This window comes from Salinimicrobium marinum, assembly GCF_014651535.1.
Classification (GTDB): Bacteria; Bacteroidota; Bacteroidia; order Flavobacteriales; family Flavobacteriaceae; genus Salinimicrobium; species Salinimicrobium marinum.
Genome location: NZ_BMXB01000001.1, coordinates 591,719 through 617,799, shown reverse-complemented (window position 1 = coordinate 617,799; position 26,081 = coordinate 591,719). Strand labels below are relative to the sequence as shown.

At 41.0% G+C, this 26,081-nt stretch carries 19 protein-coding genes; all 19 read right to left on the bottom strand.

Going from position 1 to position 26,081, the window contains the following annotated elements:
- Nucleotides 1–28: 28 nt before the first annotated feature.
- On the bottom strand, nucleotides 29–1,381 hold the full coding sequence (locus IE056_RS02705; protein WP_189603071.1) for a glucoamylase family protein: 1,353 nt from the start codon (nucleotides 1,379–1,381) through the stop codon (nucleotides 29–31).
- Between the two features lie 156 nt (nucleotides 1,382–1,537).
- Nucleotides 1,538–3,244 carry a LamG-like jellyroll fold domain-containing protein gene (locus IE056_RS02700; protein ID WP_189603070.1) on the bottom strand — a complete coding sequence of 569 codons (1,707 nt, stop codon included), beginning with the start codon at nucleotides 3,242–3,244 and terminating at the stop codon, nucleotides 1,538–1,540.
- 6 nt (nucleotides 3,245–3,250) lie between these two features.
- The gene (locus IE056_RS02695; RefSeq protein WP_189603069.1) at nucleotides 3,251–4,831 is read right to left on the bottom strand and encodes a RagB/SusD family nutrient uptake outer membrane protein; all 1,581 of its coding nucleotides are present in this window, start codon (nucleotides 4,829–4,831) and stop codon (nucleotides 3,251–3,253) included.
- A gap of 13 nt (nucleotides 4,832–4,844) precedes the next feature.
- Nucleotides 4,845–7,847, bottom strand: a complete 3,003-nt coding sequence (locus IE056_RS02690) for a SusC/RagA family TonB-linked outer membrane protein (RefSeq protein WP_189603068.1) — start codon at nucleotides 7,845–7,847, stop codon at nucleotides 4,845–4,847.
- Between the two features lie 221 nt (nucleotides 7,848–8,068).
- The gene (locus IE056_RS02685) at nucleotides 8,069–10,813 is read right to left on the bottom strand and encodes a helix-turn-helix and ligand-binding sensor domain-containing protein (RefSeq protein ID WP_189603067.1); all 2,745 of its coding nucleotides are present in this window, start codon (nucleotides 10,811–10,813) and stop codon (nucleotides 8,069–8,071) included.
- Between the two features lie 170 nt (nucleotides 10,814–10,983).
- Nucleotides 10,984–11,961, bottom strand: a complete 978-nt coding sequence (locus IE056_RS02680; protein WP_189603066.1) for a polyprenyl synthetase family protein — start codon at nucleotides 11,959–11,961, stop codon at nucleotides 10,984–10,986.
- A gap of 98 nt (nucleotides 11,962–12,059) precedes the next feature.
- Nucleotides 12,060–13,112 carry a dual-specificity RNA methyltransferase RlmN gene (gene rlmN / locus IE056_RS02675; protein WP_189603065.1) on the bottom strand — a complete coding sequence of 351 codons (1,053 nt, stop codon included), beginning with the start codon at nucleotides 13,110–13,112 and terminating at the stop codon, nucleotides 12,060–12,062.
- Between the two features lie 316 nt (nucleotides 13,113–13,428).
- The gene (gene queA / locus IE056_RS02670) at nucleotides 13,429–14,478 is read right to left on the bottom strand and encodes a tRNA preQ1(34) S-adenosylmethionine ribosyltransferase-isomerase QueA (RefSeq protein WP_189603064.1); all 1,050 of its coding nucleotides are present in this window, start codon (nucleotides 14,476–14,478) and stop codon (nucleotides 13,429–13,431) included.
- Between the two features lie 89 nt (nucleotides 14,479–14,567).
- Nucleotides 14,568–15,791: a 3-phosphoshikimate 1-carboxyvinyltransferase gene (locus tag IE056_RS02665; RefSeq protein ID WP_189603063.1), complete on the bottom strand. Its 1,224-nt coding sequence runs from the start codon at nucleotides 15,789–15,791 to the stop codon at nucleotides 14,568–14,570.
- Between the two features lie 16 nt (nucleotides 15,792–15,807).
- Nucleotides 15,808–16,074, bottom strand: a complete 267-nt coding sequence (locus IE056_RS02660) for a hypothetical protein (protein ID WP_189603062.1) — start codon at nucleotides 16,072–16,074, stop codon at nucleotides 15,808–15,810.
- Complete coding sequence (locus IE056_RS02655; RefSeq protein ID WP_189603061.1) at nucleotides 16,074–16,400, bottom strand: nucleotide pyrophosphohydrolase; 327 nt, start codon at nucleotides 16,398–16,400, stop codon at nucleotides 16,074–16,076. Before IE056_RS02655 ends, IE056_RS02660 begins: the two co-directional genes overlap by 1 nt.
- Before the next feature lie 6 nt (nucleotides 16,401–16,406).
- The gene (locus tag IE056_RS02650) at nucleotides 16,407–18,377 is read right to left on the bottom strand and encodes a DUF3858 domain-containing protein (RefSeq protein WP_189603060.1); all 1,971 of its coding nucleotides are present in this window, start codon (nucleotides 18,375–18,377) and stop codon (nucleotides 16,407–16,409) included.
- Nucleotides 18,378–18,387: 10 nt separating this feature from the next.
- Nucleotides 18,388–20,352: a DUF3858 domain-containing protein gene (locus IE056_RS02645; RefSeq protein WP_189603059.1), complete on the bottom strand. Its 1,965-nt coding sequence runs from the start codon at nucleotides 20,350–20,352 to the stop codon at nucleotides 18,388–18,390.
- 104 nt (nucleotides 20,353–20,456) lie between these two features.
- Complete coding sequence (gene dtd, locus IE056_RS02640; RefSeq protein WP_189603058.1) at nucleotides 20,457–20,909, bottom strand: D-aminoacyl-tRNA deacylase; 453 nt, start codon at nucleotides 20,907–20,909, stop codon at nucleotides 20,457–20,459.
- On the bottom strand, nucleotides 20,906–21,859 hold the full coding sequence (gene rsgA / locus IE056_RS02635; protein WP_189603407.1) for a ribosome small subunit-dependent GTPase A: 954 nt from the start codon (nucleotides 21,857–21,859) through the stop codon (nucleotides 20,906–20,908). The genes dtd and rsgA overlap by 4 nt, the downstream gene beginning before the upstream one ends.
- Nucleotides 21,860–22,012: 153 nt before the next feature.
- On the bottom strand, nucleotides 22,013–23,095 hold the full coding sequence (locus tag IE056_RS02630; RefSeq protein WP_189603057.1) for a bifunctional 3-deoxy-7-phosphoheptulonate synthase/chorismate mutase type II: 1,083 nt from the start codon (nucleotides 23,093–23,095) through the stop codon (nucleotides 22,013–22,015).
- Between the two features lie 20 nt (nucleotides 23,096–23,115).
- Complete coding sequence (locus IE056_RS02625) at nucleotides 23,116–23,964, bottom strand: prephenate dehydrogenase (protein WP_189603056.1); 849 nt, start codon at nucleotides 23,962–23,964, stop codon at nucleotides 23,116–23,118.
- Nucleotides 23,961–25,109 (bottom strand): pyridoxal phosphate-dependent aminotransferase, encoded by a 1,149-nt coding sequence (locus tag IE056_RS02620; RefSeq protein WP_189603055.1) that lies wholly within the window; start codon nucleotides 25,107–25,109, stop codon nucleotides 23,961–23,963. The genes IE056_RS02625 and IE056_RS02620 overlap by 4 nt, the downstream gene beginning before the upstream one ends.
- Entirely contained in the window at nucleotides 25,106–25,933 is an 828-nt protein-coding gene (locus IE056_RS02615) for a prephenate dehydratase (protein WP_189603054.1), read from the bottom strand. Before IE056_RS02615 ends, IE056_RS02620 begins: the two co-directional genes overlap by 4 nt.
- Between the last annotated feature and the right edge of the window lie 148 nt (nucleotides 25,934–26,081).

Below are 26,081 nucleotides of genomic sequence, written 5' to 3'. Positions count from 1 at the left end.
GATTTATTAGGTAATAGTAGATTTGAGCTTAATAATTAAAATTTAGTTTCTCCAACCCATCCTGAACATCTTCATCGGCCATAAAAAGGTTCCACAATAAATTTGTTCTGTGATTTTCGATCATGGCAACAATAGGCCCCTGGTCTATAGCAAGATAACCATCAGAAACCCAGTCATGTTCTTCCGAAAAGGCATCATAGAACCCATATTCCCCCCATAATTCATCCCCCAGCTCTTCGTAGAAATACCTTAAGGCAGTCATTGATTTTTCCGGAGTATAAGGAAAAGAAGATAAGGCAGCAGTGGGAGTTATCACACCCAGATCATTGGTTGGGCTATGAGCCGCATAACCTGCGTAACTGTCTGAAGCAGTCAGGCCCCAGGATTTCTCCCCGTAACCTTCATAATCTTTAGGATTACGTACAGCATATTCGTGATGAATGAGTGTATGAGAGGTGTTTTGATTCCAGTAATTTGCATATTGATCTTCCAGATTTCGGGGATCAAGTCCAATAAATGAATAGTGGCTGAAAAACAGAGGTCCGCCGTAGAAAGGTCCCAGTGGTAAATTCATTCCGTAATGGCTCCTGTTGGTAATCATATTTCCGTTGGAAGCCCACCCGTTCGTATACACCTCTTCGGTAATAGAATGCGTAGGGGAGGCAGCTGCCAGAACGTAAACAATGAGGGATTCATTCCAGCCTTTGATTGGCAAATTAATCTGAAAATCAAAATCTGGTGACCAGTGCCAGAAAAGCACATTTTCACCCTTTGTATACCAATCCCATTCCACAGCTTCCCATATACTGGTTATTCGTTCTCTCACCGATTCTTCGGACTCATTATCTCCGGAAAAATATTGACGGTTGATGAGCAGTCCCTGGATTAAAAAAGCAGTTTCCACCAGGTCCCCTCCATTATCATATTCACTAAAAGCCCTTGTCTCTCCCGAATTTCCCAGATACCAGTGAGAAAAAGCTCCGTGATAAGTAGGAACAGTTTCCAGAAAATCCAGAATCCTGTCCAGTCTTTCCAGGGCTTGTTCCTTGCTAATCCAACCACGCTCTACAGCCGCAGGGAAGGACGCCAGACCAAAGCCTGTTCCGCCTGAGGTTACTATATTGGGAGCCTCGCCTCCATAGGCATCATCCTGAGACCTTTCCCTTGCCATTCCGCTGTTGGGTTCGGCAAAATCCCAGAAATACTTGAAGGTTTGCTCCTGAACAAGGTCCAGCAGCTCTTCATCTGAAAGCGCCGGGGTTTCGATCCCGTCATCATCTGTATCTCCCGGGATATAGGGTTCCTGATAGCCAGGCCCATTATCGTCACTACAGGAAACCAGCAGGAATACCAATCCTATAAAATAGAAGTATCTGGACATATATTTAATTTTTTGGATTCAATGCATTTTCTCAATATCCCGGAAATTCAAATGGGAATCAGGGATTAATAAAAATGTCTTTATAGACACCGATAATTTACGAGCTGAATAAATAAACAGACTCCAGAAAAAAATCTCAGGAGCCCATTTTCCTAATTATTCTGCCATTGCAGCTTCTACATCTTCCGTAGAAAGTGTTTTATTGTAGAATTTCAGTTCATCGATGTAACTCTGATCTGCCAGATGGCCCCATTCTGTAAATCTTGGGGCGCCAGACATGATTGAAACCATATCGGCTCCTGTCCAGTCTATTGGAGCAGAAAGCGTTCCGGTATTAACAGGTTCGCCATCGATATATATTATAGTTTCGGTAGCCGAAATGGTAAAAGCTATATGAACCCACTCGTTTGAGGTCGCATCTATAGTGCCTCCATCATTCCAGCTATCTGAAGATCCTGTTCCAACATTCAGTTTAATAGTTTGTTCATCGGCATTTCCTTCTCTAAAGAGCCTTAAACCTTTGGTACGGTCATTCTGAGCATCTGGATTATTTGAATCTTCTGCACTAATAGTGATTATTGCCGCCCGGTCTGGGTCTGGATTTACATTGTACCAGAAAGTTGCACTAAATTCTTCGCTTAAAAGACCTTCTGAAGGCATGGTAAGGTAAGAGCCTTCGGCTCCCGCATAAGCATCGCTTCCTTCTGCACTCTCTCCTGCAAAATCGGGCGAACCCACTACTGTTACATCCCGGTTGGAAGCCAGGTCTCTGTAATCGCCATCAAAAGGCATATAAAGTGTCTGGCTGGAGGCATTGATCATATTCTGAATATCTTCCTGAGTCAAAGCAGCATCAAATAACCTGAGTTCGTCCATTGGACTACTATCTGATAAATGATCCCAGTAGCTGAAGGTTTCACCTCCGGCTCCAATGGTCAATTCTTCCACTCCCGTCCAATCTATAGGAGAAGCCATGGTTCCGGTATTTAATGGCATTCCGTTCACGTATATTACGGTTTCGTCTGCAGATACTGTGAATGTTATATGCACCCATTCATCTGGGTTTACATCTATAGCACCCCCGTCATTCCAGCTTTCCCCGGCACCGGTACCTACGTTAAGCTTAATAGTTTGCGAATCTGTATCTCCTTCCCTGAACAAACGGAATCCCTGGGTACGGTTTTCATCTGCCCCGGCAACCAGTATTCCTGCACGACCGGGTTCTCCTGAAACATTGTACCAGAAAGAGGCACTAAATTCATTACCCAGTGGTTCCAAAGGTATGGTCAAATAAGAATCCGGAGCACCAAGGTATGCACCGCTTCCCAGAAAGGCATCTTCCGAAAATCCCGGGTCTCCTACCTCTTCCGGAGTAGTAAGTGTCACAAGATCCATAAAACTTCCATCGAAAGGCATGTATAATACCTCATTGGCAAATATGGGAGAATAAGGAGGTTCTTTACTAAAATTCACCGTTTCACTGGTTTGATTTCCCTCAAGATCTGTAGCTCGCACAGTTACTGTATGCTCTCCCGTGGTAACGTTTTCAAATGTCACTTCTTCTTCCACGATCCTGTAATCTGTAAATTCGGTAAAGGTGGCTATGACATTCCCATCTACCAGAACTTCGATCTGCTCAACTTCAATATCGTCTGTTACTCCAAACTCTATATCTATAGTAGAAACTTCTTCCAATACATTTATGGTAGTTCCTTCCCGGGGATTGTTGATCGTTACTTCAGGACCTCCCTGGTCTTCGCCTGGTGCCACTTCAGTAATGGGATCTATTCCGTCCCGCTCACATCCTGCCAGGAAGACAAAACAGGCAAGAAATCCTATATATGTTAGTTTTAATTTTTTCATTTCCTATTAGTTTAATTCAAACAATACCTTGTTCATTACAGTGTTTCTGTCTACCGCTGTTGCTTCCAGGGGCAAAGCATCTACCTGAGCTTGTGGATATGGTAAATATTCATCCTCGGCACTAAAGGTTCTTCCGCCATAACTGAGTTCACCATAATTATCCAGACGAATCATATCATAGTACCTGATTCCCCATTCCATGGCCAGTTCTGCAAATTTTTCATCCATCACATCTTCAGAAGTCACTCCGGAAACCGGTTGCAGATCTGCTCTTTCCCTTACCATATTCACAGCCTCATCGGCAGGTATGGCCGTTGCACTTGCCCCACGGGTCACAGCTTCTGCGTACATCAGTAATATTTCAGCATATCTAATTACGATCATGTTCTTACCGGCACTGTACCTGTTTCTTTGATCGGTTAATTGTACAGACGGTAAATAATGTTTCCCACTCGAGAAAAGTGCCCGTGAAAAATCATTAATGATATCTCCTGAAGGGGTTACATTAGAAACAAAAGCCGGCAAATCTGTATTTCCCGCCTCTCGCAGTTCATTTATACCTCTGTCTGTAAATAAAACACTGGTTTCCAGGCGCACTGTTTCATCCCTGTCAAGCATGAATTCTATAAATTTTATACTTGGCTCATAAAACCCCCATCCTGGAGAAGCATTTTCGCGAACAGGAGTCCAGTTTTCCGGACCAAACACATCAAACTCTCCGTAAAAAGCATCATCTCCCGTTCCTGACCCGTAATCTGAATACTGCATTTCCAGTAAACTTTCATCACTCAATTCCCCTGGCTTTTTAAACAACTGATAAAAATCTGGATAAAGAGAAAACTTACCGGAATTAATGATCTCTCCGGTAGCATCGGCAACAGCCTGATAATTTTCAAGTTCCTGTTCTGCTAAAGCTTTAATGGCATAAGCGGTATATTGGGTGACACCTCCTGGAACATCTGTTCGCTCATTTGGTCTTGCATCTGGTAAATTTGGTATGGCAAGATCCATTTGTTCTGAAATAAACTGCATCACCTCGGCTTTAGAAGAAGGCCCTTCTTCAATCTCGGCTTCAGGTTGATTGGAAGTTATAATAAATACATCCTCCCAGACCCTGGCAAGGTTAAAATGGAACCAGGCACGTAGTACCATGATCTCGGCGATATATTGATCACCCCTTTCAATATCATTTCCTTCCGCAAATTCCTGGAAGTTTTCAATTTGAAGGATGGCTGTGTTCATATTGATAATATCGTTATAATGAACATTCCATAAGGAATTATACATCCAGTAATCCCTGGAATAGTTATAACGATCTGTATCTGCAAATTGCTGTTGATCCCCAAGACCCCCGGCATTTACATCATCTCCGCGAACTCCAAGCAACAAAGGCTCTTCCCAACCACGGGTGGCAAATTCGTGATAGGCACCAATCAAAGGATTGATCATCTCTTCAGTATCGGTATAATCCAGGTCCCCGGTATTAAGCTGACCTTCCTGTTCATCCAGCTTATCATGACACGAGCTAAGGCTAATCATCAAAAACAGTGCAACCAGGCGGGAGAGTATTATATTTTTATTTTTCATGTTGTGTGTCTTTTTAGAATTTTACATTTAATCCCACTGTATATACTGAAGGGATAGGATATGTTTGTCTGTCAACCCCGTCAGGAACTTCAGCTGTGAAGCCGTTATAGTCAAAGAACGAGAATGGACGCTCTGCAGTCATATAAACTCTTATAAGTGGTAAACTTTCCTGCTCAATAGTGTATCCTAACTGAATATTCTGAATTCTGAAGAAGTCACCATCTTCTACCCAGAAATTACTTAATCGCTGGTTCCATGCTTTTCTCATCCCTGCAGATGAAGGATATTTATTACTAGTACCTTCCCCGTGCCATCTGTTGATCGCTAAATCGGCATCCATATTGGTATCCTGGGTATAAATAATTTCACCTCTTCTTCTGTTAAGGATCTGGTTACCACCCTGTCCATAAAAGCTTAGTGAGAAATCAAAAGCTTTATAATTCATGGCTATATTTCCACCATAAGTAAAATCGGGAAGGAATGATCCAAGAATTACCCGGTCCTGATCGTCAATGACATTATCACCGTTCTGATCTCTGTAAATAAGATCCCCGGGAACCAGGTTATTTTCCACTGCAACAGGATCGGCATCTATCTGAGCCTGATTTTGATACACCCCTACTCTTTCATAGCCGTAGAATCCGAAAAGTGGGCCACCTTCCATGGTTCTTTGTCTGAATTCAGCAGATCCTGAATCGATGTAACCACTCTCATCATCTATTTGAGTAGCTTCATTCTTCAAGGTGGTGAAATTGGCTCCAATAGAGAAATTAAAATCATCCCCAATAGTTCCATTCCAGTTGGCACTAAGTTCAAGTCCCTGGTTTCTTATAGTTCCGGAGTTTCTGTCAACACTTCTGTTAACAATTGGAATATACACAGGTAAAATAGCATCCTGTGTTTCCCTTATGTAATAATCAGCTGTAAGAGATAATCTATTATCGAAGGTTTCCACATCAATCCCAAAGTTTCTTTCCTCAATGACTTCCCATGTATTGTTTGAAAATACACTCGTGGAGGTAATACCCGTTCTTGGTTGGTCTCCAATGGTGGTAGTGATTACTTCAATCGTGTTGGATCCTGCACTTGCAGCCACATTATCATTACCTAGTTTACCCCAGCTCGCCCTTAACTTCAAAAAGTCGACGAAATTACTGTCAGACAAGAAGTTTTCTTCTGAAAGTACCCAACCTAAACCTACAGATGGGAAGTAGCCCCATGGATCGCGGGTGAATTTAGAAGAACCATCTGCCCTGAAGGTTCCATAAAGTAAATACCTGTCTTTGTAGTTATACGATAACCGCCCAAAATAGGACATTCCGTAGTATCTGCGGCCTATTTCCCCTACATTATTATTAAACGAATCAGGATCAGCAAAATTCAGATACCTGCTGGATTCAAGTCTTATTCCTGCAATATCTCTTCCCGTTGCCTCAAATTCGTTTGATGCTTCATCCCGGAAAGAAGTACCTGCCATTAGCGTTAGATCGTGATCCCCAAAGGTATCTTCATAGGTTAATACATTATCCCAGTATTGATTGGAGAACGTATTGTTTTCTCTTGTAATCCCTGAAATGGTTTGCTGATTATTTCCTAAAGTATAGGGAAGATCAAGATAACGTTCTTCCAGAGCCGAAAAATTATGGCTGTATGTGGTTTTGATATCCAGCTTATCCTCAATAATATCAAACTGAAGATCAATGGTGGAAAGCAATTTCCTGATCTTCAACCGGTTCTCATTATATCGCATTACAGGAAACGGATTCTGAGTATGTCTATACCCCAGAAGTTGTGCATTTGCATACCTAACCGGTGATGCGGCAGTATTCTGCTCATCCATTACAGGTAAAATAGGAACTGCAAAATAAGCATTAAACCAGGCTGCATTTTCAGGATCATATTTTGTAGCATTACTAAATACATTATTCACCCCAATCGTAAACCTGTCCGAAACATCAATATCTATCTTAGAACGAATGTTAAAACGTTCATATTCATTCTTCATATCCAGAATACCTTCCTGGGAAATGAAATTGGCCCCTACTGAGTAAGCCACATTCTCTCCCCCGCCTGAAACTCCAATACTGTGACTTTGTATTAATGCATCCCGCAGGATTTCTTCATACCAGTCTGTATTCACTGCCGGAACATTCGGATTGACCCTGCTGCGACCAAACCTTTGCATAGCATTTAAAATATACTGTACATCGGCTTCAGAACCCGATTCATATGCCATGGTAGTAAATTGTTCAGCATTGGCCATTTTTACGACATCCTGTGCCCGCTGGATTCCTGTATAGCCATCATATTCAAATTGAGGCTTTTGATTCAGGCGGCCAGACTTTGTTTCAATAATAATTACTCCGTTTGCAGCCCTAACCCCATATATGGCAGAAGAAGAAGCATCCTTTAGCACGTTTAAGGACTTAATGTCCTTTGTATTCAGGAAGTCAATATTATTATAAAGCGCTCCATCCACTACATAAAGTACGTTGGTAGCATCGGTATAAGTTCCAAGCCCCCTTACTCTTACATTGGGAGAATCGCCGGGAGATCCCACAGACGTAATCTGTACTCCGGAAACTTTTCCCTGTAAAGACTGCATTACATTAGTAGTAGGTGTTCTCTCGATCTCTTCGGAATTCACAGTAACAATAGATCCGGTTAAATCTGCTTTCTTCTGGGTACCATAACCTACCACCACAACTTCATCAAGGGTGGCTGCATCTTCCTGAAGTGTAATTATATAGTCATTCGTCTCTCCTACAGTAAATTCCTGTGCCTGAAATCCTAAAAAAGTGACCCGGAATTTGTCTCCGGTTACTACACCCTCCAATGTGAAATTCCCATCAAAATCTGTAACGTCAAAGATATTTTTATCTATGACCTTTACCTCTGCACCGGGCAAAGGCATTTCCTGCGGATCCATAATAGTACCCGTAATTGTCCTGGATTCTTGTGCATATCCTATACTGCTAAACAGGATTGCAACAATCGCTAGTAGTTTCAATTTCATAAAGATATTTTTTGCTAAATATTCTATGAAAGTACAGCTCTTTTCCTATTCTTCGAAAACGTTGTAGTACACAACTGCTACATCAAATGTTTATTCACTAAAGAATCCTTATTTCACGGGACATTTCAGAGTTGTTGAAGTAAAATTTACAGGCTCCAAAATTTCAATGATGTAGTAATGATGTAGTAGATTTCAGCTGAAATTCACCTGCTTTCCGAAATTTAAAAGTTAGCAATAAGGAAATTTGTCAGATTTTCTGTGCTGTCCAGATTCATTTTCTTTCGGAGTCTATACCGGTGAACTTCTACCCCCCGAACACTGATCCCCATTAAAGGAGCAATTTCTTTTGAAGTAAGATTCATTTTCAGGTAAGAGCAAAGTTTGAGATCTTTATTGCTCAATTTGGGATATTTCTCCAGTAAGTCTTTAAAGAAATCCTCATGCAATTCATTGAAATTGGTTTCAAAGACTTTCCACTCATCCTTATCTTTAATTGCACGATTAATTTTACTCATAATATGCTTTAAGCGATATTCATTGGAGAACTTATTTCTGTCTTTATTTAATTCTCCCTGGATCTCCATTAGTACTTCATTTTTCTTAGCAGCCATCATCGTAGAATTTGCCAATTCCTTACGTTTCATAGTAATTTCATGAATAAGCCGTTCCTTTTCCAGATTATTCATTCGCTCTTCATGCTCTTGCTGATATTTCAGCCTTAACAGCCGTCTGTGTTTTTGAAGTTTGATCCTGTTGATCCAGAAAATTAAACCCAGAACTCCCAACAGCAAGAGAAAATACATAAATTTCATATAATTCTGCAAGTACCAGGGAGGATCAACCACAAATTGAAACGAAGTCAAAACAGGATCGGCATTCTGAGAGCTGACTGCCGATAATTGCAGCTTATATTCATCATGCGGCAGATTTTGAAACCGAATGATTCCATCCACTACCTCTCCCACCACTGGCTCTGAGTCGCTGCCTATTAGCTCATACTTGAGCGCGATAGCATCTGAAACCGGAAGTCCTGCCAAAACCGTCACTTCCCGGGCATTCTTACTTGAAATATGTGGTGTAGCCGTTAGATCATAATTCTGTTCTACATCATACAATTCCTGAATTACGGGAGTACTTAAATATTCATTATCTCTCATCGAGTACAATTCATGCAGGTTCAATCTTGCAAAACCATCATGTAATGTGATATAATAAATGGAATCATTTCTCTTCACCAGCCTCTCGTGATCCTTTACCGTTCGGTTATTCAGCATTTTGGAAGAGACCACCAGTTCAGTTTCTTTAAAATCAGTAATTTTCAACGTATTCCCGGCAGAATTGATAAACCAGAAAAGTCCGTTGTCTACTGCCAGCAGGCGATTTCCGTTAAACTCATGCCACTCCCTTAAAAGCTCAAGACCGTCAGTAAAAACATTATACCTGTACCATTTTTCATTGGTAAGTACAGCAATCTGACCGTTGATCTTGAATATTCTGGCACTATAATTCCCCATCTGACGGTCTGCGGAAACTTTTTTAACAAAAGTGGTGCTGTCTCCACGTTGGTTAATTCCTATTCGATAAATTCCTTCATAAGCATCTGCTGCCCATAAAGTACCGGGATTTTCAAAGAGCAGCTGTTTTACCGGAAAATTGATCCCGTTTAAGCGTTTAATCTGTTTAAGCTCATCATCATAAAAGTCAATACCTGTATAATTGGCAATAAGATACTGTTCTCTGTCTATAGGCACGATTTCGAAACTTCCGGTACGCACATCAATGGGAACAAAGTCATCATTGATAATTTTATAGGTACCGGAATTGTGATTGCTGTACAATACATTGTTATGAGCTTCAAGATTCCAGGAATGACCTTCTGCATCAGGAAGTAGTTTGAAGTCCTCTTTTTCAAGTTTATAAACTCCTGTGTTACTGGCAAGATATACTTCATCACAATGAAAGGCCAGATCATATACCGAACCCAACTCTCCGCTGTCATCTGTATAGAATTTTATTGGGGAATCAAGGTGTATGGCATCTATACCATTATCCAAACCCAGCCACACCTTTCCGTTCTTTTGTGTCATGGCAAGCACCGTATTGTTCTGCAGCCCCTCGTTGCGACTATACGAGGCAATCTCTCCTGTACCTCCATTATAGTGGAGAATACCACTTTTCACTGTCCCAAATACCAGTTCATTATCTGAGTTCTTTATCAAATGGTTTAATTCCAGCCCCGCCAGTACAGCATTCAGTTTTCTGTCAGGAAATGCTCTGCTCCCTTTTTCATCATACAAGAAAAGACCATCCCTGGTACAGATTAACAGGGATTCTTTGTATTCCAGAATATCAACAATGGATCTGTCCAACAACACATCCTGATTTTGCAAAGGCTCAAGGTTTCCGTTCTCTTCCAGGTAAAACAAACCTTTTTCTTCCAAAGCTATTACCAGCCTATCATTAAACACGGTCATCCCTCTGCTTACAACTTGTTGGACGGGATATATGGTTTTTCCGTCGTATCTATAAATAGCCCCAAAAGACCGGAAATATATGGCATCATTATAAGCAAGGATCTGCCAGAACTCTTCGCTCTGCAACTCATACTCACCCAGTAGAGAGATAAGAGATTGGTATTGCATTACTCCTTTGATATCTTTCTCCCAATACCCAAACTCTTTATAAGAACCTGTATAAATTTTCCCCTGGTGAGGAAGCACAGATCTTATTATAGATCCACTTTTAAGCGGGTACAATTCCCATCTTTGACCATCAAAAGAAAGTAAACCTTTATTATTGGCAGCATAAACTATTCCCTGTTCATCCACTTTGATATCCCAGTTCTGGCTAGCCGCATTGTATTGTAAAGAAGAATAATTTTGTATAGGTGGTGTAAGTTGCTGTGAAGTAGCATTAAAAAACAGCAACACACACATTATCAGGATGTAATATTCTACTTTTCTCATCTTGAAAAAGTTTTTGAGCAGGTAATGAGTAACTCATTTTATGTACACAAAGATAATTCTTTTAAGCTTGTAAAGTATAGCAGGCTCAAAACAGCTGAGAAAGGATAGTTCTACAAAACAGAGAAAGAAGAATTGAAAAGCTAAAAATCAGGAACTATAAATCTAATAGTTTATTTTTTGCGATCAATCACATAGTCCACCATCAGGACGAGGGAATCTTTATAAGGAGAATCGGGATATTCATTGAGAATCTGAAGGGCTTCCTCCTGAAACTTTTTCATTCGGGTAACGGCATACTGTAGGCCGCCATTGTCTTTTACAAAAGCAATCACTTCATTGACCCTTTTTTTATCTTTATTGTGGTTCTTAACCGAATTGATGAGCCAGGCTTTCTCTTTCGGCGACACATGGTTAAGCACATAAATAAGAGGCAAAGTCATCTTCTGCTCTTTGATATCAATTCCGGTGGGTTTTCCTATTTTTTCCTGTCCGTAGTCAAACAGGTCATCTTTTATCTGAAAAGCCATTCCTATAAGTTCCCCGAAATATCTCATTTTCTCCACCTCCTCTGATCCGGGTTTTACAGATGCCGCACCCAGGCTGCAACAGGCGGCAATCAAAGTCGCTGTTTTTTGACGGATGATCTCGTAATAAACATCTTCTGTGATATCCAGTCTTCGGGCTTTTTCGATTTGAAGTAATTCCCCTTCACTCATTTCCCTCACGGCTACAGAAATGATCTTCAACAAATCAAAATCATCATTGTCGATGGAAAGTAAAAGGCCTTTAGATAAGAGGTAATCACCAACAAGAACAGCAATTTTATTCTTCCACAGCGCATTAATCGAGAAGAACCCGCGACGGCGGTTAGAATCATCCACCACATCATCATGCACCAGAGTAGCGGTATGGATCAATTCGATCACTGTAGCCCCCCTGTAAGTGCGCTCATTCACTTTTCCTTCAGCAAACATCTTTGCCACAAGAAAAACAAACATAGGCCGCATTTGCTTTCCCTTGCGGTTTACGATAAAATGGGTGATACGATTTAGAAGAGCCACCCGCGAAGACATCGAACTACTGAACTTTTTTTCAAAAAGTTCCATCTCTTTTTCAACGGGAAGTTTTATTTTGGAAATTGTCTTCATAAAGGCAGCTAAGATAGTTAAAGATTCTGTTTTTAACTATCCACATGTATCAGAGCTCACAGGTTTTAAATCGGTAAGGCCTTATTTATATGAAATAATTAAGGTGTGGCTTCCGACTTGTTTGCAAGTTGGCCACAGGCTGCGTCAATATCTTTCCCACGGGAACGGCGAACGGTTACGCTGATTCTGTTCCGTTCCAGCTCGTTAATATACATATCTGTAGTTTCCGAAGGCGCCTGCATAAAAGTTTCGTCCCCAATGTCATTGTACTCGATTAGATTCACCTTACATGGTACATACTTACAAAACTTCACTAGCGCTTCTACATCTTTCCTGCGATCATTAATTCCCTTCCACACCACATATTCATAAGTGATCCTGCTTCCGGTCTTTGCATACCAATATTCCAGTGACTCCCGAAGATCATTCAACGGGAAAGTCGCATTAAAAGGCATAATGCTGGTCCTCACCTCGTCTATAGCAGAATGTAAAGACACGGCCAGTTTAAATTTCACCTCTTCATCGGCCATCTTTTTTATCATCTTGGGCACTCCAGAAGTCGAAACGGTAATCCGTTTCGGGGACATTCCAAGGCCTTCAGGAGAAGTGATCATTTCTATCGCCTTCAGGACGTTCTTATAATTCATGAGGGGTTCTCCCATCCCCATGAAAACTATATTTGAAAGTGGTTTATCAAAATACAACCTGCTTTCATTATCGATTGCTACTACCTGATCATAAATTTCATCGGGGTTCAGGTTTCGCATTCTTTTCAGCTTTGCCGTAGCACAAAATTTACAATCCAGACTGCAGCCAACCTGAGAAGAAACACACGCAGTTGTTCTTTTATCAGTAGGAATCAAAACCGATTCCACCGTTAAATTATCATGAAGTTTAACGGCATTTTTAATGGTCCCGTCACTACTGCGCTGCATTTGATCTACCCGAATATGATTGATCACAAAATTCTCATCCAGCATTTGACGCGTCTCCTTTGAGACATTTGTCATATCCTCAAAACTATGGGCTCCCTTGCCCCACAACCACTCGTACACCTGCGTGCCCCGGAACGATTTATCACCTTGTGCGACAAAAAACTCCTGGAGTTGCTGTTTGGTCAATGCCCGTATGTCTCTCTTCTTTTCTTTCACGCTGCAAAAGTAGTAAGAATAAAATGATTTATATTAAATGAACCGATAAGGCTTAAAATATCAACTGGTTATATTTCTCAATATCCGTTTTAAACCTGAAAGTTAATTTCAAATAGTTCTGGAAGGGAGTCGGAATAAAGTACAAAACCCTACAGGTTATTTTTAGTAGAACGCGATGTCCTGGTATAATCGTCTTTCTTTCTTCTGAAAAGCTCTTCTGGTTCAATTCAGGAAAGAACTACAAAAAGAAAGCCACGCATACAGGAATTTTCATTCTTGCATTCGTGGCTCTATAAATTATAAGCTGCTTCAGATCTTAAAGGATCAACATGGCATCTCCGTAGGTGTAGAATTTATACTTTTCCTTCACCGCTTCCGCATAAGCTTTCTTCATAAAATCATGACCTGCAAAAGCAGAAACCATCATCAATAAAGTAGATTTTGGTGTATGGAAGTTGGTGATCATACAGTTCGCAATGCTAAAATCGTAAGGAGGAAAAATAAATTTGTTGGTCCATCCTCCAAATTCATTAAGCGTTCTGTTAGAAGAAACAGAACTTTCCAAAGATCTCATTACCGTGGTTCCAACTGCACAAATTTTCCTTTTCTCACGGATAGCCTGATTAATGGTATCAACTGCAGGCTTTTCAATAAAAGCTTCCTCGCTGTCCATTTTATGCTTTGACAGATCTTCAACCTCCACCGGACTAAAAGTTCCCAATCCTACGTGAAGTGTCACCTCAGCAAAATCGATCCCTTTTATTTCAAGTCTCTTTAAAAGATGCTTGGAGAAGTGTAATCCTGCAGTAGGAGCTGCAACAGCCCCTTCAGTCTTTGCATAGATGGTTTGATATCTCTCCTGATCTTCGGGCTGTACCTCTCTCTTGATGTATTTTGGAAGCGGAGTTTCCCCAAGTTCAGTTAATTTGTTTCTAAACTCCTCATAAGAACCGTCATATAAAAACCGTAGTGTTCTTCCTCTGGAGGTAGTATTGTCAATAACTTCCGCTACCAGACTTTCGTCTTCACCGAAGTATAATTTATTTCCGATTCGGATTTTCCTGGCAGGATCTACCAAAACATCCCACAAACGGGTTTCTGAATTTAATTCTCTTAACAAGAACACTTCAATACGAGCACCGGTTTTTTCTTTGTTTCCGAAGAGACGGGCCGGAAAAACCTTGGTATTGTTCAGGACCATCACATCTTGAGGCTCAAAGTAATTGATAAGGTCCTTAAATTGTTTATGCTCTATAGTTTGCTCTTTCCGGTTTAGCACCATCAGGCGGGCTTCATCTCTGTTTTCCGCAGGATATTCAGCTAACAATTCTGGCGGAAGGTCAAAATTGAAGTGCGATAATTTCATTCCCATATAATATATTTTAAAGTCTGCAAATATACGACCTCAAAACAGGCGTTGTCAAGTAAATAGCTGTTTATTTGAAAAATAGGCTGCTAAACCTCCTTTTTGCAGGAAAAACCTAATTTTTCCATGTCATCCCAAAACCCGGGAAAAGATTTTGATACAACCCCCGCATCTTCAATTTTAACCGGAACTCTCATTGCCAGTGGTGCAAAAGCCATTGCCATTCGGTGATCATTATAGGTGGCAATTTTTACATCTCGATTAAAATTTTTAGTGGCGTACAGCTTTAACGAATCATTGGTAATATCAACTTTTCCGCCCATTTTTTCTATCTCTGTCTTGAGAGCTTCCAACCGGTCTGTCTCTTTAATTTTAAGTGTGTGCAGGCCAGTTAGTTCACACTCGACCCCTAATCCGAAGCAGGTGGTGGCTATGGTCTGAGCAAGATCGGGAGAATCGGCAAGATCCAGGGAAATGAATCCGGGTTCTGTATTTCCATTTTTTAGGAGAGTAACTTTATCTCCGGCGTAAGCGGTCATTACTCCGAGCTTCTGGTAGATTTCTTCCACCACGGCATCCCCCTGATTACTTGATCTTTTATAGCTGCTCAATAATATTTCTGCCTTCTCACTTAAAGCTGCAATGCTGTAAAAATAAGAAGCCGAACTCCAGTCAGATTCCACTGCTAAGGTAACTGGCTCTATCTGCTGCCTGGCATCGATCTTTATGTTGTTTCCGTCAAAAGTTCCCGAGAATCCGGCATTTTTCAGGAGTGAAAGTGTCATTTTTATATAAGGCACTGAAGTGGTTTTTCCTTCCAGATTAATTTCGAGTCCGTTAGAAAGGGAAGGAGCGATCAACATCAAAGCAGAAATGTACTGGCTGCTCACGTTTGCCTGCAAGGAGACTTTACTCCGAAGTAATTTTTTCCCTTTTATGCGAAGTGGCGGAAAACCTTCATTTTTAACATATTCAATGTCTGCACCAAGATCCCGCAGCGCATTCACCAGGATCTCGATTGGTCGCTGCTGCATACGCTCACTCCCCGTAAGGATCACTTCCCGGTTACCTGCTGCAAAATAAGCGGTAAGAAATCGCATCGCAGTCCCCGCATGATGAATATCTACTGTTGTATCTCCCGAAGCCAGGGCTTTTTGAAGCACCTGTGAATCATCACTGTTGGAAAGGTTTTTTATTTCAATTTCGGGATATAAAGCCTGAAGGATCAATAATCTGTTGGATTCGCTTTTAGAGCCGGTAATATTTATTACACCTTCGACCGGTGCATCATTTCGGGATAACTGAAGATTCATTGCTTATTTTTTATTTTCAGGAATTCTTTTCTTGTATTCTTCTTTTTCTGCTGGTCATATACACTGCGTACACCACGGTAATCGCTGCTTTCATGGAAAGGTCTTTCTTCCACTTTCCGTTAGACCACTCCTGTTCATAAACAGCATTCCAGTTACCTGACATGATACTTGAGAAATTAGAGATCAACAGCGAAAGTGCAACAAAAATTATAAAAAAGACGATGCTTAGTTTTAAAACATCTATCCAGAAGTCCTTACTTTTAAAGTTATCTAAATATCCCATTACTTCAATTTCTCATTATTATGGTGCCTGTCATGATCTCTTTTGGTCTTCAAGTCCAGTTTTTTATCAAAAGCTTTTTGCAGGTCTACCCCCGTTTGGTTGGCCAGGCACAGTACCACAAAAACAACATCTGCCAGTTCTTCGCCAAGATCTTTGTTCTTGTCGCTTTCCTTTTCACTTTGTTCTCCATAACGCCTGGCAATGATCCTGGCTACTTCTCCAACTTCTTCGGTTAGCTGGGCCATATTGGTTAGCTCATTAAAATACCGGACACCATGCTCCTTTATCCATTCATCTACTGCTTTTTGAGCATTTTCTATATTCATAATTTTCTACATTTTTGAAAACACTATTGGTTCTGTTTGTTTTTCCACCATGAGGGCGTAAAAATCTTTTAGTGCTTTGTATTCTTTGTTGCTGTATGCGATAGTCTTGACTTCCAAAATAGCCTGCACTCTTAAAAATTGACCATTCTGGCTGGCTATAAATTTAAAGGTTCCCGCGCCATTATTAAAATCTGAAATTATACTTTCCGGAATCGATTCTACCTGGTAACCTTCAGGGACCATTATGTTCACTGTATTATTCCGGGACAATGGATAATCAAAGATAACAGGATATTGCCGCTCATCGGCCTTAAAAGGATTTTCTTCTAAGGCCAGAAACAATAAAGGCTTCAAATACATTTTTCCGTTGATAGATTCCAGCCCGTCCTGCAACTCAAACTCATACTTCTCTTCTATTTCTTTCCCCGGAAAATCTTCATTCAGCGTTTCAAGATTTGAGATGGCAATGTTTCCTTTATTCAGTTCCAATTGTTCCAGGTGCTGGTCCAGATTGATACCAGCAAAATTATCTCTATAGTCTTTTGCGTCCAGTCCGGTAAACTTATTAAGTACTTTTCCTTTTAAAATGAGATCTTCTCCCAGCATCACATTTAAGGTCGAATTTCTGTCACTAGTGTAGTGCGGCATCAGGTCGATCCAGGCAGAACTTCCGTTTTCCCTAATGATCCTGCCCTGCCAGTTTCGGGCCCGCCGTGGTAATTCTCCCATAGCCGTCGTTTTGTCGGTAGCATCCAGCAGCACGATCTGGTCTGCCATTTCAATACCTGAGATCACGTAGTTGAATCCGCTGCGGGTTGGAAATACGGGAATTCCGTTACTTTGTGTACTTACCAGCACAGGACTTGCATTAAGTCCGGCGTACTTCAGCATAGAAGTAAGCATCAGGTTTATTTCCCCCACATTTCCTTCACCATCCTTGTATGCAGATCTACACCCGTCTTCGGTAAGGAAACCTAAATATTCATTCCACTTTACCTTTTCCCTTACCAGATTATAGATTAGCGCTGCTTTTTCCAAAGGATCTATAACACCCGATAAAAGTGCATCTACATCATTCTTATAATAGCTGCTACGCCCGAATTCCTTACTGTAGCCGCCATCATCATAAATACTTTTAGCGACCCCTTCCCAGGTTTGAGAGTAATTCTCTATAACTGAATTCGGGAATTTGGTATACTGAAGTTCCCATTTTAAAAAAGCCGCATAATTCTGAAGATAATCAATATAAGCTTCCTCTTTTAAAGCCGGAATATCAACGGCTGAAATAGCATACTTGTTCTGAGTAAAATTTACATTTGAAGAGCCGTCCACCCAGAAAACATCACTTTTCCTGCTTTCTTCAATTGGAAAATAGAGACCCGACTTAAGGTTCATGTGCTTTTTGAAATTAAAGAATTCCGGAATCGTCACCTGGGCCTCCAGTTTGTTAATGGGGATCATACTTTGCAAAGGAACTATGTCTATAGAAGTAAGAAAAGGGGAACGAATGCTGTATTCATATTCGATCACGCTTCCTTCTTTAACTGCAGGCATAGTGAGTTTGGTTTTTAGCTGGTAATCACTCACTTCTTCATCAAAAATGCCGTCTTTATTCAATTTTTCTTCAACTAATTCACCGCTTACTATATTGTAGGTCACTCCCTTAGCCCCGCTCATCTTCTCCCGATCATTTCCGTTTTTATAATAGGTCACTTCTTTGGTAGCATAGTCAAATCCGTCTTTATTATAGATCTTCACCCTTTCATGAATTTTGGTGACCAGGACAAAACCTGTCATCCTGTTGAGTTCATAATAGGTATTATGTTCCCTGAACAAGATGGCCGCATTGGCTTCAGGATCTTTTGGGTGGCTTTTTTCGAGTACTTCTTCTTCAGAAACTTTTCCGAATTTAAAGTTCTGCGCCTGTAGGAATGTACAGGTAAGCAGTAAAACACAGCAGAGATAAATAGTTCGCATAATGGTTGGATTATTGGGTCGCTACGATAACAGCCTTTTGGTTGCTTAATGAGTTAATGGTATACATGAAATTTCTGAAATCTCCATAAGACTCTGCCGGCCACAATCCTTCATTAATTACATATTTCCGCTTCACTTGTATGGTCTTGGCTCCTTCTTTTGCTTTTATTACTACTGAAAGTTCGAAAGTTCCGAAATCGGTTTCCAGAAAGGTATATTCCGGAATTGATTCCGGCTCAAAACCTGCCGGAAGCAGATATTCAAAAGTATCTTCAAATGTGCGCCCACGGGAAATTTCAAGCGGAAGTTTCCGTTTTTCATTCCGGGGAAGATTGTAGGTTTCGGGGATCAAAAAATTAAGAGGTAACAATAGCCTGTTTCCGGCTTTGGAAGTAAACCTGTCTCCCGAAAATTTCAGATCTTCTGTGAATTCCTGATCATCCCGGTCATTGGTAAAGGCCATTTCTTCAAGGTTCATATTCTTAAAATGTCCCCAGTTTCTCTTGTAATACAACGTCTGATCTTTTTCGGTCTGCCTGTTGATGTGGTAAATCTCCCCGTAAGCGACTCCCTTACTCCGCCTTTTAAGGGAAGCATTAAAAGCACCTTTTTCATCTAGTGTGATGGTACTGAAAGTTTCCTGCAGATTTTCGTGCACCTGGTAGATTTTTGTTCTGGCGATCTCACCACCTTCAGGTTTTATGATCAAAACATTTCGGTTATCTGTAAAATCCCCCAGGTAATTAAACGGAGTGGTTTGGCTGGTACATTCCAGCCAGATATCTTCCCCTTCCGAAGGAATATTAAGGATCACATGATTTCCCTGCATAGAGGGAAAATCTTTATCAATATCTGTTTTATCTTCTCCGCCATAAACTACCGTGTAGTAAGACTGGATCTGCTGACTTTCCAGCAAGGCTTTTGTATAATTGGTAAGTGCCTTGCAGTCGCCGTACCTAACCTGGTCTACCTCCACCGCATCCATAGGCTGCCAGCCACCAATACCCAGCTGCACACTTATATATCTGGTATTATCCTGTACGTATTGATAGATTCTTCGGGCTTTTTCAATATTGTCTTCGGCATCTGAAGTGAGCGTGCTGATTTTCGCAATGGTTTCGGGAGACAAAGTAGTCCTGCCTTTTAAAAGATGATCATATTGCCATTTTCCAAATTCTGACCAGCTCGTGGCCTGCCCCTGCACACCAACCAGTGAAAATTCATTTAATGCTACCAGGACATGCGGAGAAAAATTATTAATTGAAGGGCTCAATCTCTCATAATTATAAGCCGGCAAATTTTGTACAGAATAGCTCAATTCAAAATCTGAAGTAGATTTTTCGACCTCTATCCCCGAAAGATTCTTTTCTTCATATCGAAGTGGAATTCCGGCGGGATTTTTAAGAATATAAGAAGATCTTTCTACGCTTAGGTAATAACCGGCAATGGGTTTCCACGCTTGGACAAAAACTGTGGAATTCTTTTGCACCTCACTCTCATACACCACAGTATAAGGATATTCCCTGGCCGTATATTCCATGTACTTCACCCGGTCATCTGAAATTAAGGTACCAGAGCCAACCGCACTGCGATCCTCAAAATGTTTCTTTTTAAACTTCTTGATCTCATTGCCCAGTTTATCATAAATAATTGCCTCCTGATTTTTGATCTTGCTGTTATCATCATAAAAATCGTAAGCCTCTATATGATTTTCTCCATGCTCGTTGAGAACAGTGATCACTCTCCTGGTTCGAATAGTAAGTTTGTCTACCGCCTCTATTTCAATTTCAATTTCCTCATTTCTTACCACCGCGTTAGCATCTGCAGTAAGTTCAGGTTTAATTAGAAGGCTTTGGTAGTGAATATCCTGAGCGGATAAGGTGGTTGTAAAAACCACAAACAAAAAGAAGAAATACTTGTACATGATCAAAAGGAAGAATTGCTTTAACAGGGGCAATATAGAAAAAATTAACATGTTGTTAACCTTTTTTATCACCTTAAACCTTTAAAATTTAAAGGTTTGGTTAGAGCACAAAATATTCAGAAAAATTATAAGATAATCCTGAAAGGGTTTCAATGTTATTCCCTCCTTTTTGAATCAATGATAATGGTCACCGGCCCGTCATTCAATAAATCAACTTTCATGTCTGCCCCAAATTCTCCGGTGCCAACAGGTTTGCCAAGTTCTTTTTCCAGAACCTGAACAAATTCTTCATATAAAGGAATGGCAACATCTGGTTTTGCAGCCTTGATATAGCTGGGACGGTTGCCTTTTTTGGTATTGGCATGCAGGGTGAACTGACTCACGACAATAGCGTCTCCGTTAATGTCCAGAAGAGAATTATTCATTATTCCGCTTTCATCACTGAAGATGCGCATTTTGACTATTTTAGAACACAGCCACTTAATATCTTCTCCGGAATCTTCCTCTTCTATTCCAAGGAGAATGAGCAGGCCATCTCCTATTTCTGCGTTAACTTTATTATTTATAGTAACTGAAGCACGGGAAACCCGTTGTAATACTACTCTCATTCTTCGGGATAATTATCTATTCTGTAATGCTGGTCTTCTTCCCCTTTTAAGATCTGCAGATAGCTCTTGTACCTGGACCACGGAATTTCCTCCTCCTCCAGCGCCTCTTTCACAGCACATTTTGGTTCATCCAGGTGAAGACAATTGTGAAACTTACAATCCTGCTTTCGTTCAAAAAATTCCGGAAAATAATTCCCGATCTCCTCTTTTTCCATATCCACCACCCCGAAACCTTTAATTCCGGGAGTATCAATGATCCTGGCATCAAAACTCAGATCAAACATTTCGGCAAAAGTAGTGGTATGCTGCCCTTGTTTGTGCTGATCGGAAATTTTAGAAGTTTTCAGGTGAAGACTTGGCTCAATAGCGTTGACGAGGGTAGATTTTCCAGTACCACTATGTCCTGAGATCATACTGGTCTTACCTTTCATCAAATCTTTTACCTGTTCTACATTCTTACCTGTTTTGGCAGAGATCCCAATACATTGATAACCTATTTCCCTGTAAAGGGCAGCCAGATATTTGATCTCCACCAATTCATCTTCATTATAGGTATCTATTTTATTGAACAGAAGGATCGCCTCTATCCTGTAAGCTTCGGCAGTAACCAAAAACCGGTCAATGAAAGTGGTAAAAGTCGGCGGATTGTTCAGAGTGATCAAAAGAAAAACCTGATCAATATTAGAAGCAATAATATGCGTCTGTTTTGAAAGGTTTACAGATTTACGGATGATGTAGTTCTCCCGCTCCTCTATCTTTGTGATCACTCCTGTTTCCTGTTCCGATTTTTCTTCCAGGGAAATTTCCACCCGGTCGCCTACAGCCACAGGATTGGTACTTTTAATACCTTTAATCCTAAATTTTCCTTTGATGCGGCAGTCGTAAAATTTGCCATCATCTGCTTTTACCTGGTACCAGCTTCCGGTAGATTTATAAACAGTTCCTTTCATGTTCTCTTTTTCAATTTCTGCCTGTTCCTTTTCATTCATTCATTTCTCAAATATAAAACAAGCATTCCCGGCAGCTTTCCTACCGCAGAACAAATTAACAAGAAAATTTCAGATTAGTCTGTCAAACGATCATTACAGGTTGCTTTTATTTCGTTATTGTTTCATGATTTTTTCCTGGTGGTTGATAGATTCCTGGTGAACAGCCTTGAACAAACGCAGGATAAATTCTTCACTCAAGCCATGTTGTTCTCCTTCCAACACCATTTTCCCCAAAATCTCGTTCCAGCGCTTGGTCTGTAAAACAGAAACGTTCTGTGCCTTTTTCACCTGTCCTATCTCATCTGAAACCTTCATCCTTTTGGCGAGCAATTCGATCAATTGATTATCTGCAACATCAATTTTTGCCCGTAGATTATTAAGCTTGTTCTTAAAATCCTCACTTTCTGAAACTTCTTTTCTAATCTTAAGATCTTTCATGATCTGGATCAAAGTTGCAGGGGTAATTTGTTGTTTTGCGTCACTCCAGGCATTGTCTGGATCGTAATGGGTTTCCACCATTAATCCGTCATAGTTCAAATCCAGCGCTGTCTGGCAAAGATCAAAGATGATATCACGTCGTCCGGCGATATGCGAAGGATCCAGAATTAGCGGAAGATCCGGGAATTTATTCTGAAGTTCAATGGCGATCTGCCATTCAGGGTTGTTACGGTATTTTGTTTTTTCGTAAGCTGAAAATCCGCGGTGAATCACTCCCAGGTTTTTAATATCACAGGAATAGAATCTTTCCACTGCTCCTAGCCATAGAGAAAGATCGGGGTTCACAGGGTTTTTAACCAGCACGACTTTATCGGTTCCTTTTAATGCGTCTGCAATATCCTGAATGATAAATGGAGACACCGTAGTCCTGGCACCAATCCATAAAATATCAATATCGTGTTCCAAAGCAAGGTCCACGTGGTGCGGACTCGCAACTTCAGTTGTGGTTAGCATTCCTGTTTCCTGCTTCGCTTTTTGCAGCCATTTTAATCCCAAAGCTCCCACACCTTCAAAATTTCCGGGGCGGGTTCTGGGCTTCCAGATTCCGGCGCGTAATACGTTGGCATCGCTATCCTTTAGCTGGTGGGCTATTTTCAACACCTGCTCTTCAGTTTCGGCGCTACAGGGGCCGGCAATTACCAGGGGATGATCTAATCCAAAAGCATCCAGCCAGTTTCTAAGTTCTTTTTTATTCTCCATTTTTAAGTAAGTTTTAGTGGTTAATTTATTCCGTTTAAGATAGATGTGATATGATTTGTTCTTTCCATTTCCCTGTAAACCTCCTGAAAATCGTCATTTTCGATCAGTTTTTTAAATTCAGAAAGATTATGGATATACTCATTTAGCGTCTCCAGGACATTTTTTTTGTTCTGCTGAAAAATGGGAGACCACATGGCCGGGGAACTTTTGGCTAGCCGCACCGTAGAGGCGAATCCGCTGCCCGCCAGGTCAAAAATATCCCGTTCATTTTTCTCTTTTTCAAGCACTGTTTTCCCCAGCATAAAGGAACTGATGTGTGACAGATGGGAAACATAAGCTATGTGACGATCATGCGACTGCGGATCCATATACCTGATTCGCATTCCCAGCTTCTGAAAGATCTCCAGGCCTTTTTCCTGAAGCTTAAAAGCCGTTTTTTCCACTTCGCAAATAATATTCGTTTTATTGCTGAAAAGATTGGGAATTGCAGCTCCGGGACCGGAAAATTCGGTTCCGGCAATGGGATGCGCTGCCAGGAAATTCCGGCGTTTTGGATGATCTGCAATTTCTTCGCACAGCTGGGCTTTAGTGGAGCCGGCATCAAAAACCAGGGTGTAGTCAGAGATATGGTCCAGCACCTTTTTCACCACCTCGGTGGCTACATTCACAGGTACTGCAACAATCACCACATCGGCAGATTTCACGTCCTCTATTTCTGCTGAATTTACAATAAGGGAAAGCTGTTTCGCCTGTTCAAGGTTCGTTTCACTGGCATCGGTCCCGACTATTTCCACATCTGGAAAAGCCGATCGTATCCCTAAAGCAAAGGACCCGCCAATCAAACCAATCCCAATTATATGGATTTTCATGGCTTTATCCTTTTTAAGGCTGTCTGGATTTTTTCTTCGGTGGCGCACAGAGAAAACCGCACATATCCCTCTCCCTGACTACCAAAAATAAACCCCGGCGCTATAAAAATGCTGTGTTCGTGCAGCAGAAAATCCACAAACCCTTCAGATGTAAATCCTTCAGGAGCTTTTGCCCAGATAAACATTCCGGTTTGGTCCTTGGAAGAAGTACATCCCAGCGCAGCCGATAATTTCAGCATGTTTTCTTTCCGGCGGGCATAGATCTCATTCTGGGAACTAAACCAGCCAACCGGCAACCTAAGAGCTGTTGCTGCCCCGGCCTGGATAGGGAAAAACATTCCGCTGTCCATATTGGATTTTACCTTCAAAACCGAATTTATATTTTTTTCACTTCCGCAGAGCATTCCAATTCTCCACCCGGCCATGTTGAAACTTTTGCTCAGTGAATTCAATTCCAGCACCACATCCATTGCCCCTTCTTCCTTAAGAATACTCTTCGGATTTTCATTCAGAATAAAACTATAAGGATTATCATTGACGATAAGGATCTTGTGCTTTTTAGCAAAAGCGATCAAATTCCTGAAAAGATCTTCACTTCCTGAAGCTCCCGTTGGCATGTGCGGGTAATTCACCCACATCAATTTCACGTTGGTCAAATCTCTTTTTTCGAGCTCTTCAAGATCGGGCTGCCAGCTTCTTTCTTCCTCCAGGTTGTAGTAGACCGGTTTCGCACCAAAAAGTTTGGTCACCGAAGAATAAGTCGGGTATCCGGGATTGGGAATTAATACCTCATCGCCTTCATTTAAAAAAGCCATTGAAATATGGGCAATTCCCTCCTTACTCCCCATGAGCGGCAGGATCTCAGAATCTGAATTCAGGTCCACCCCGTAGAAGTTCTTATAAAATTCCTGAATCGCTTTCCTGAAGTCAGCAGTACCGCGGTAAGGCTGATATTGATGCGCTCCCGGGTTCACCATAGCCTGATTCAAACCTGCCAGCACCTGTGGCGGTGGCGGCAAATCTGGACTTCCTATCCCAAGATTAACAATAGGCTTGCCTGAAGCTTCTAGCGCACGGACTTCCTGTAGTTTTGTGGAGAAATAGTATTCTTCCACGTGATTCAATCTGGTCGCCTGGTCAATCATACTAAGCTGTTTTTATAAGTTCCTAATACCTTTAGTTGCTCTGTCATTACTCCAAGAATTTCCATAGCTTTTTTGAATTTTTCTAAATCATCAAAAATGACATCTATGAAAAATGCATATTTCCATGGCGTTTCAATTACCGGCACACTCTGGATCTTTGTCATATCAAGATCAAAATCCCTGATAATGTTCAGCACACTTACCAAACTCCCTTGTTTACTTTCCATCACAAACTTCAGGGAAGCTTTGTCAATTTTACGTCCGTTAGGGCATTTTGTCTGCGTACTCAGCACAAGAAACCTGGTAGAATTGCTTTTCATGGTATGTATACCTTCTGCAAGGATCTCCAGATCAAAAATCTGAGCAGCTGCTTTACTCGCCACAGCTGCAACATGTTTAGAGCCTTTTTCAGAAATTCTTTTTGCTACTTCGGCAGTATCGGCATCCTCTATTAATTTGATATGCGGATAGTTTTTAAAGAAATCTTTACACTGAAGCAAGGCCATTGGATGGGAATAAACCTTTTTGATGTCTTCAATCTTTTGTCCATGCATCGCCATGAGGTTCATATGGATGGGGATGTAATGCTCACCAATGATCCGCAACTCATTTTCATCAATCAGCGCGTAATTGGGAAGAATGGAACCCGCAATAGAATTTTCAATCGCCATAACCGCACGATCTGAAGTTTCTGTTAGCAGGCTGTCTACCACTGCCTGAAAAGACATACATTCATCTACCTGAACGTCCTGCCCGTAATACTCCTGCGCCACCTGGTGGTGAAAAGAGCCTCGTATTCCCTGTATTGCTATTTTATCTGCCATCTTTAAAAACAAAAAATCCCGATGAAAACATCGGGATTTGAGATATAATTTATTTAGTAATTACATGGCGCTCCCGATCCTATCTCTGGTATAGAAATAAAAATAATAGAAAGCGTTCCAGGTAATCAAATTTTTCATTCTGCTGTTT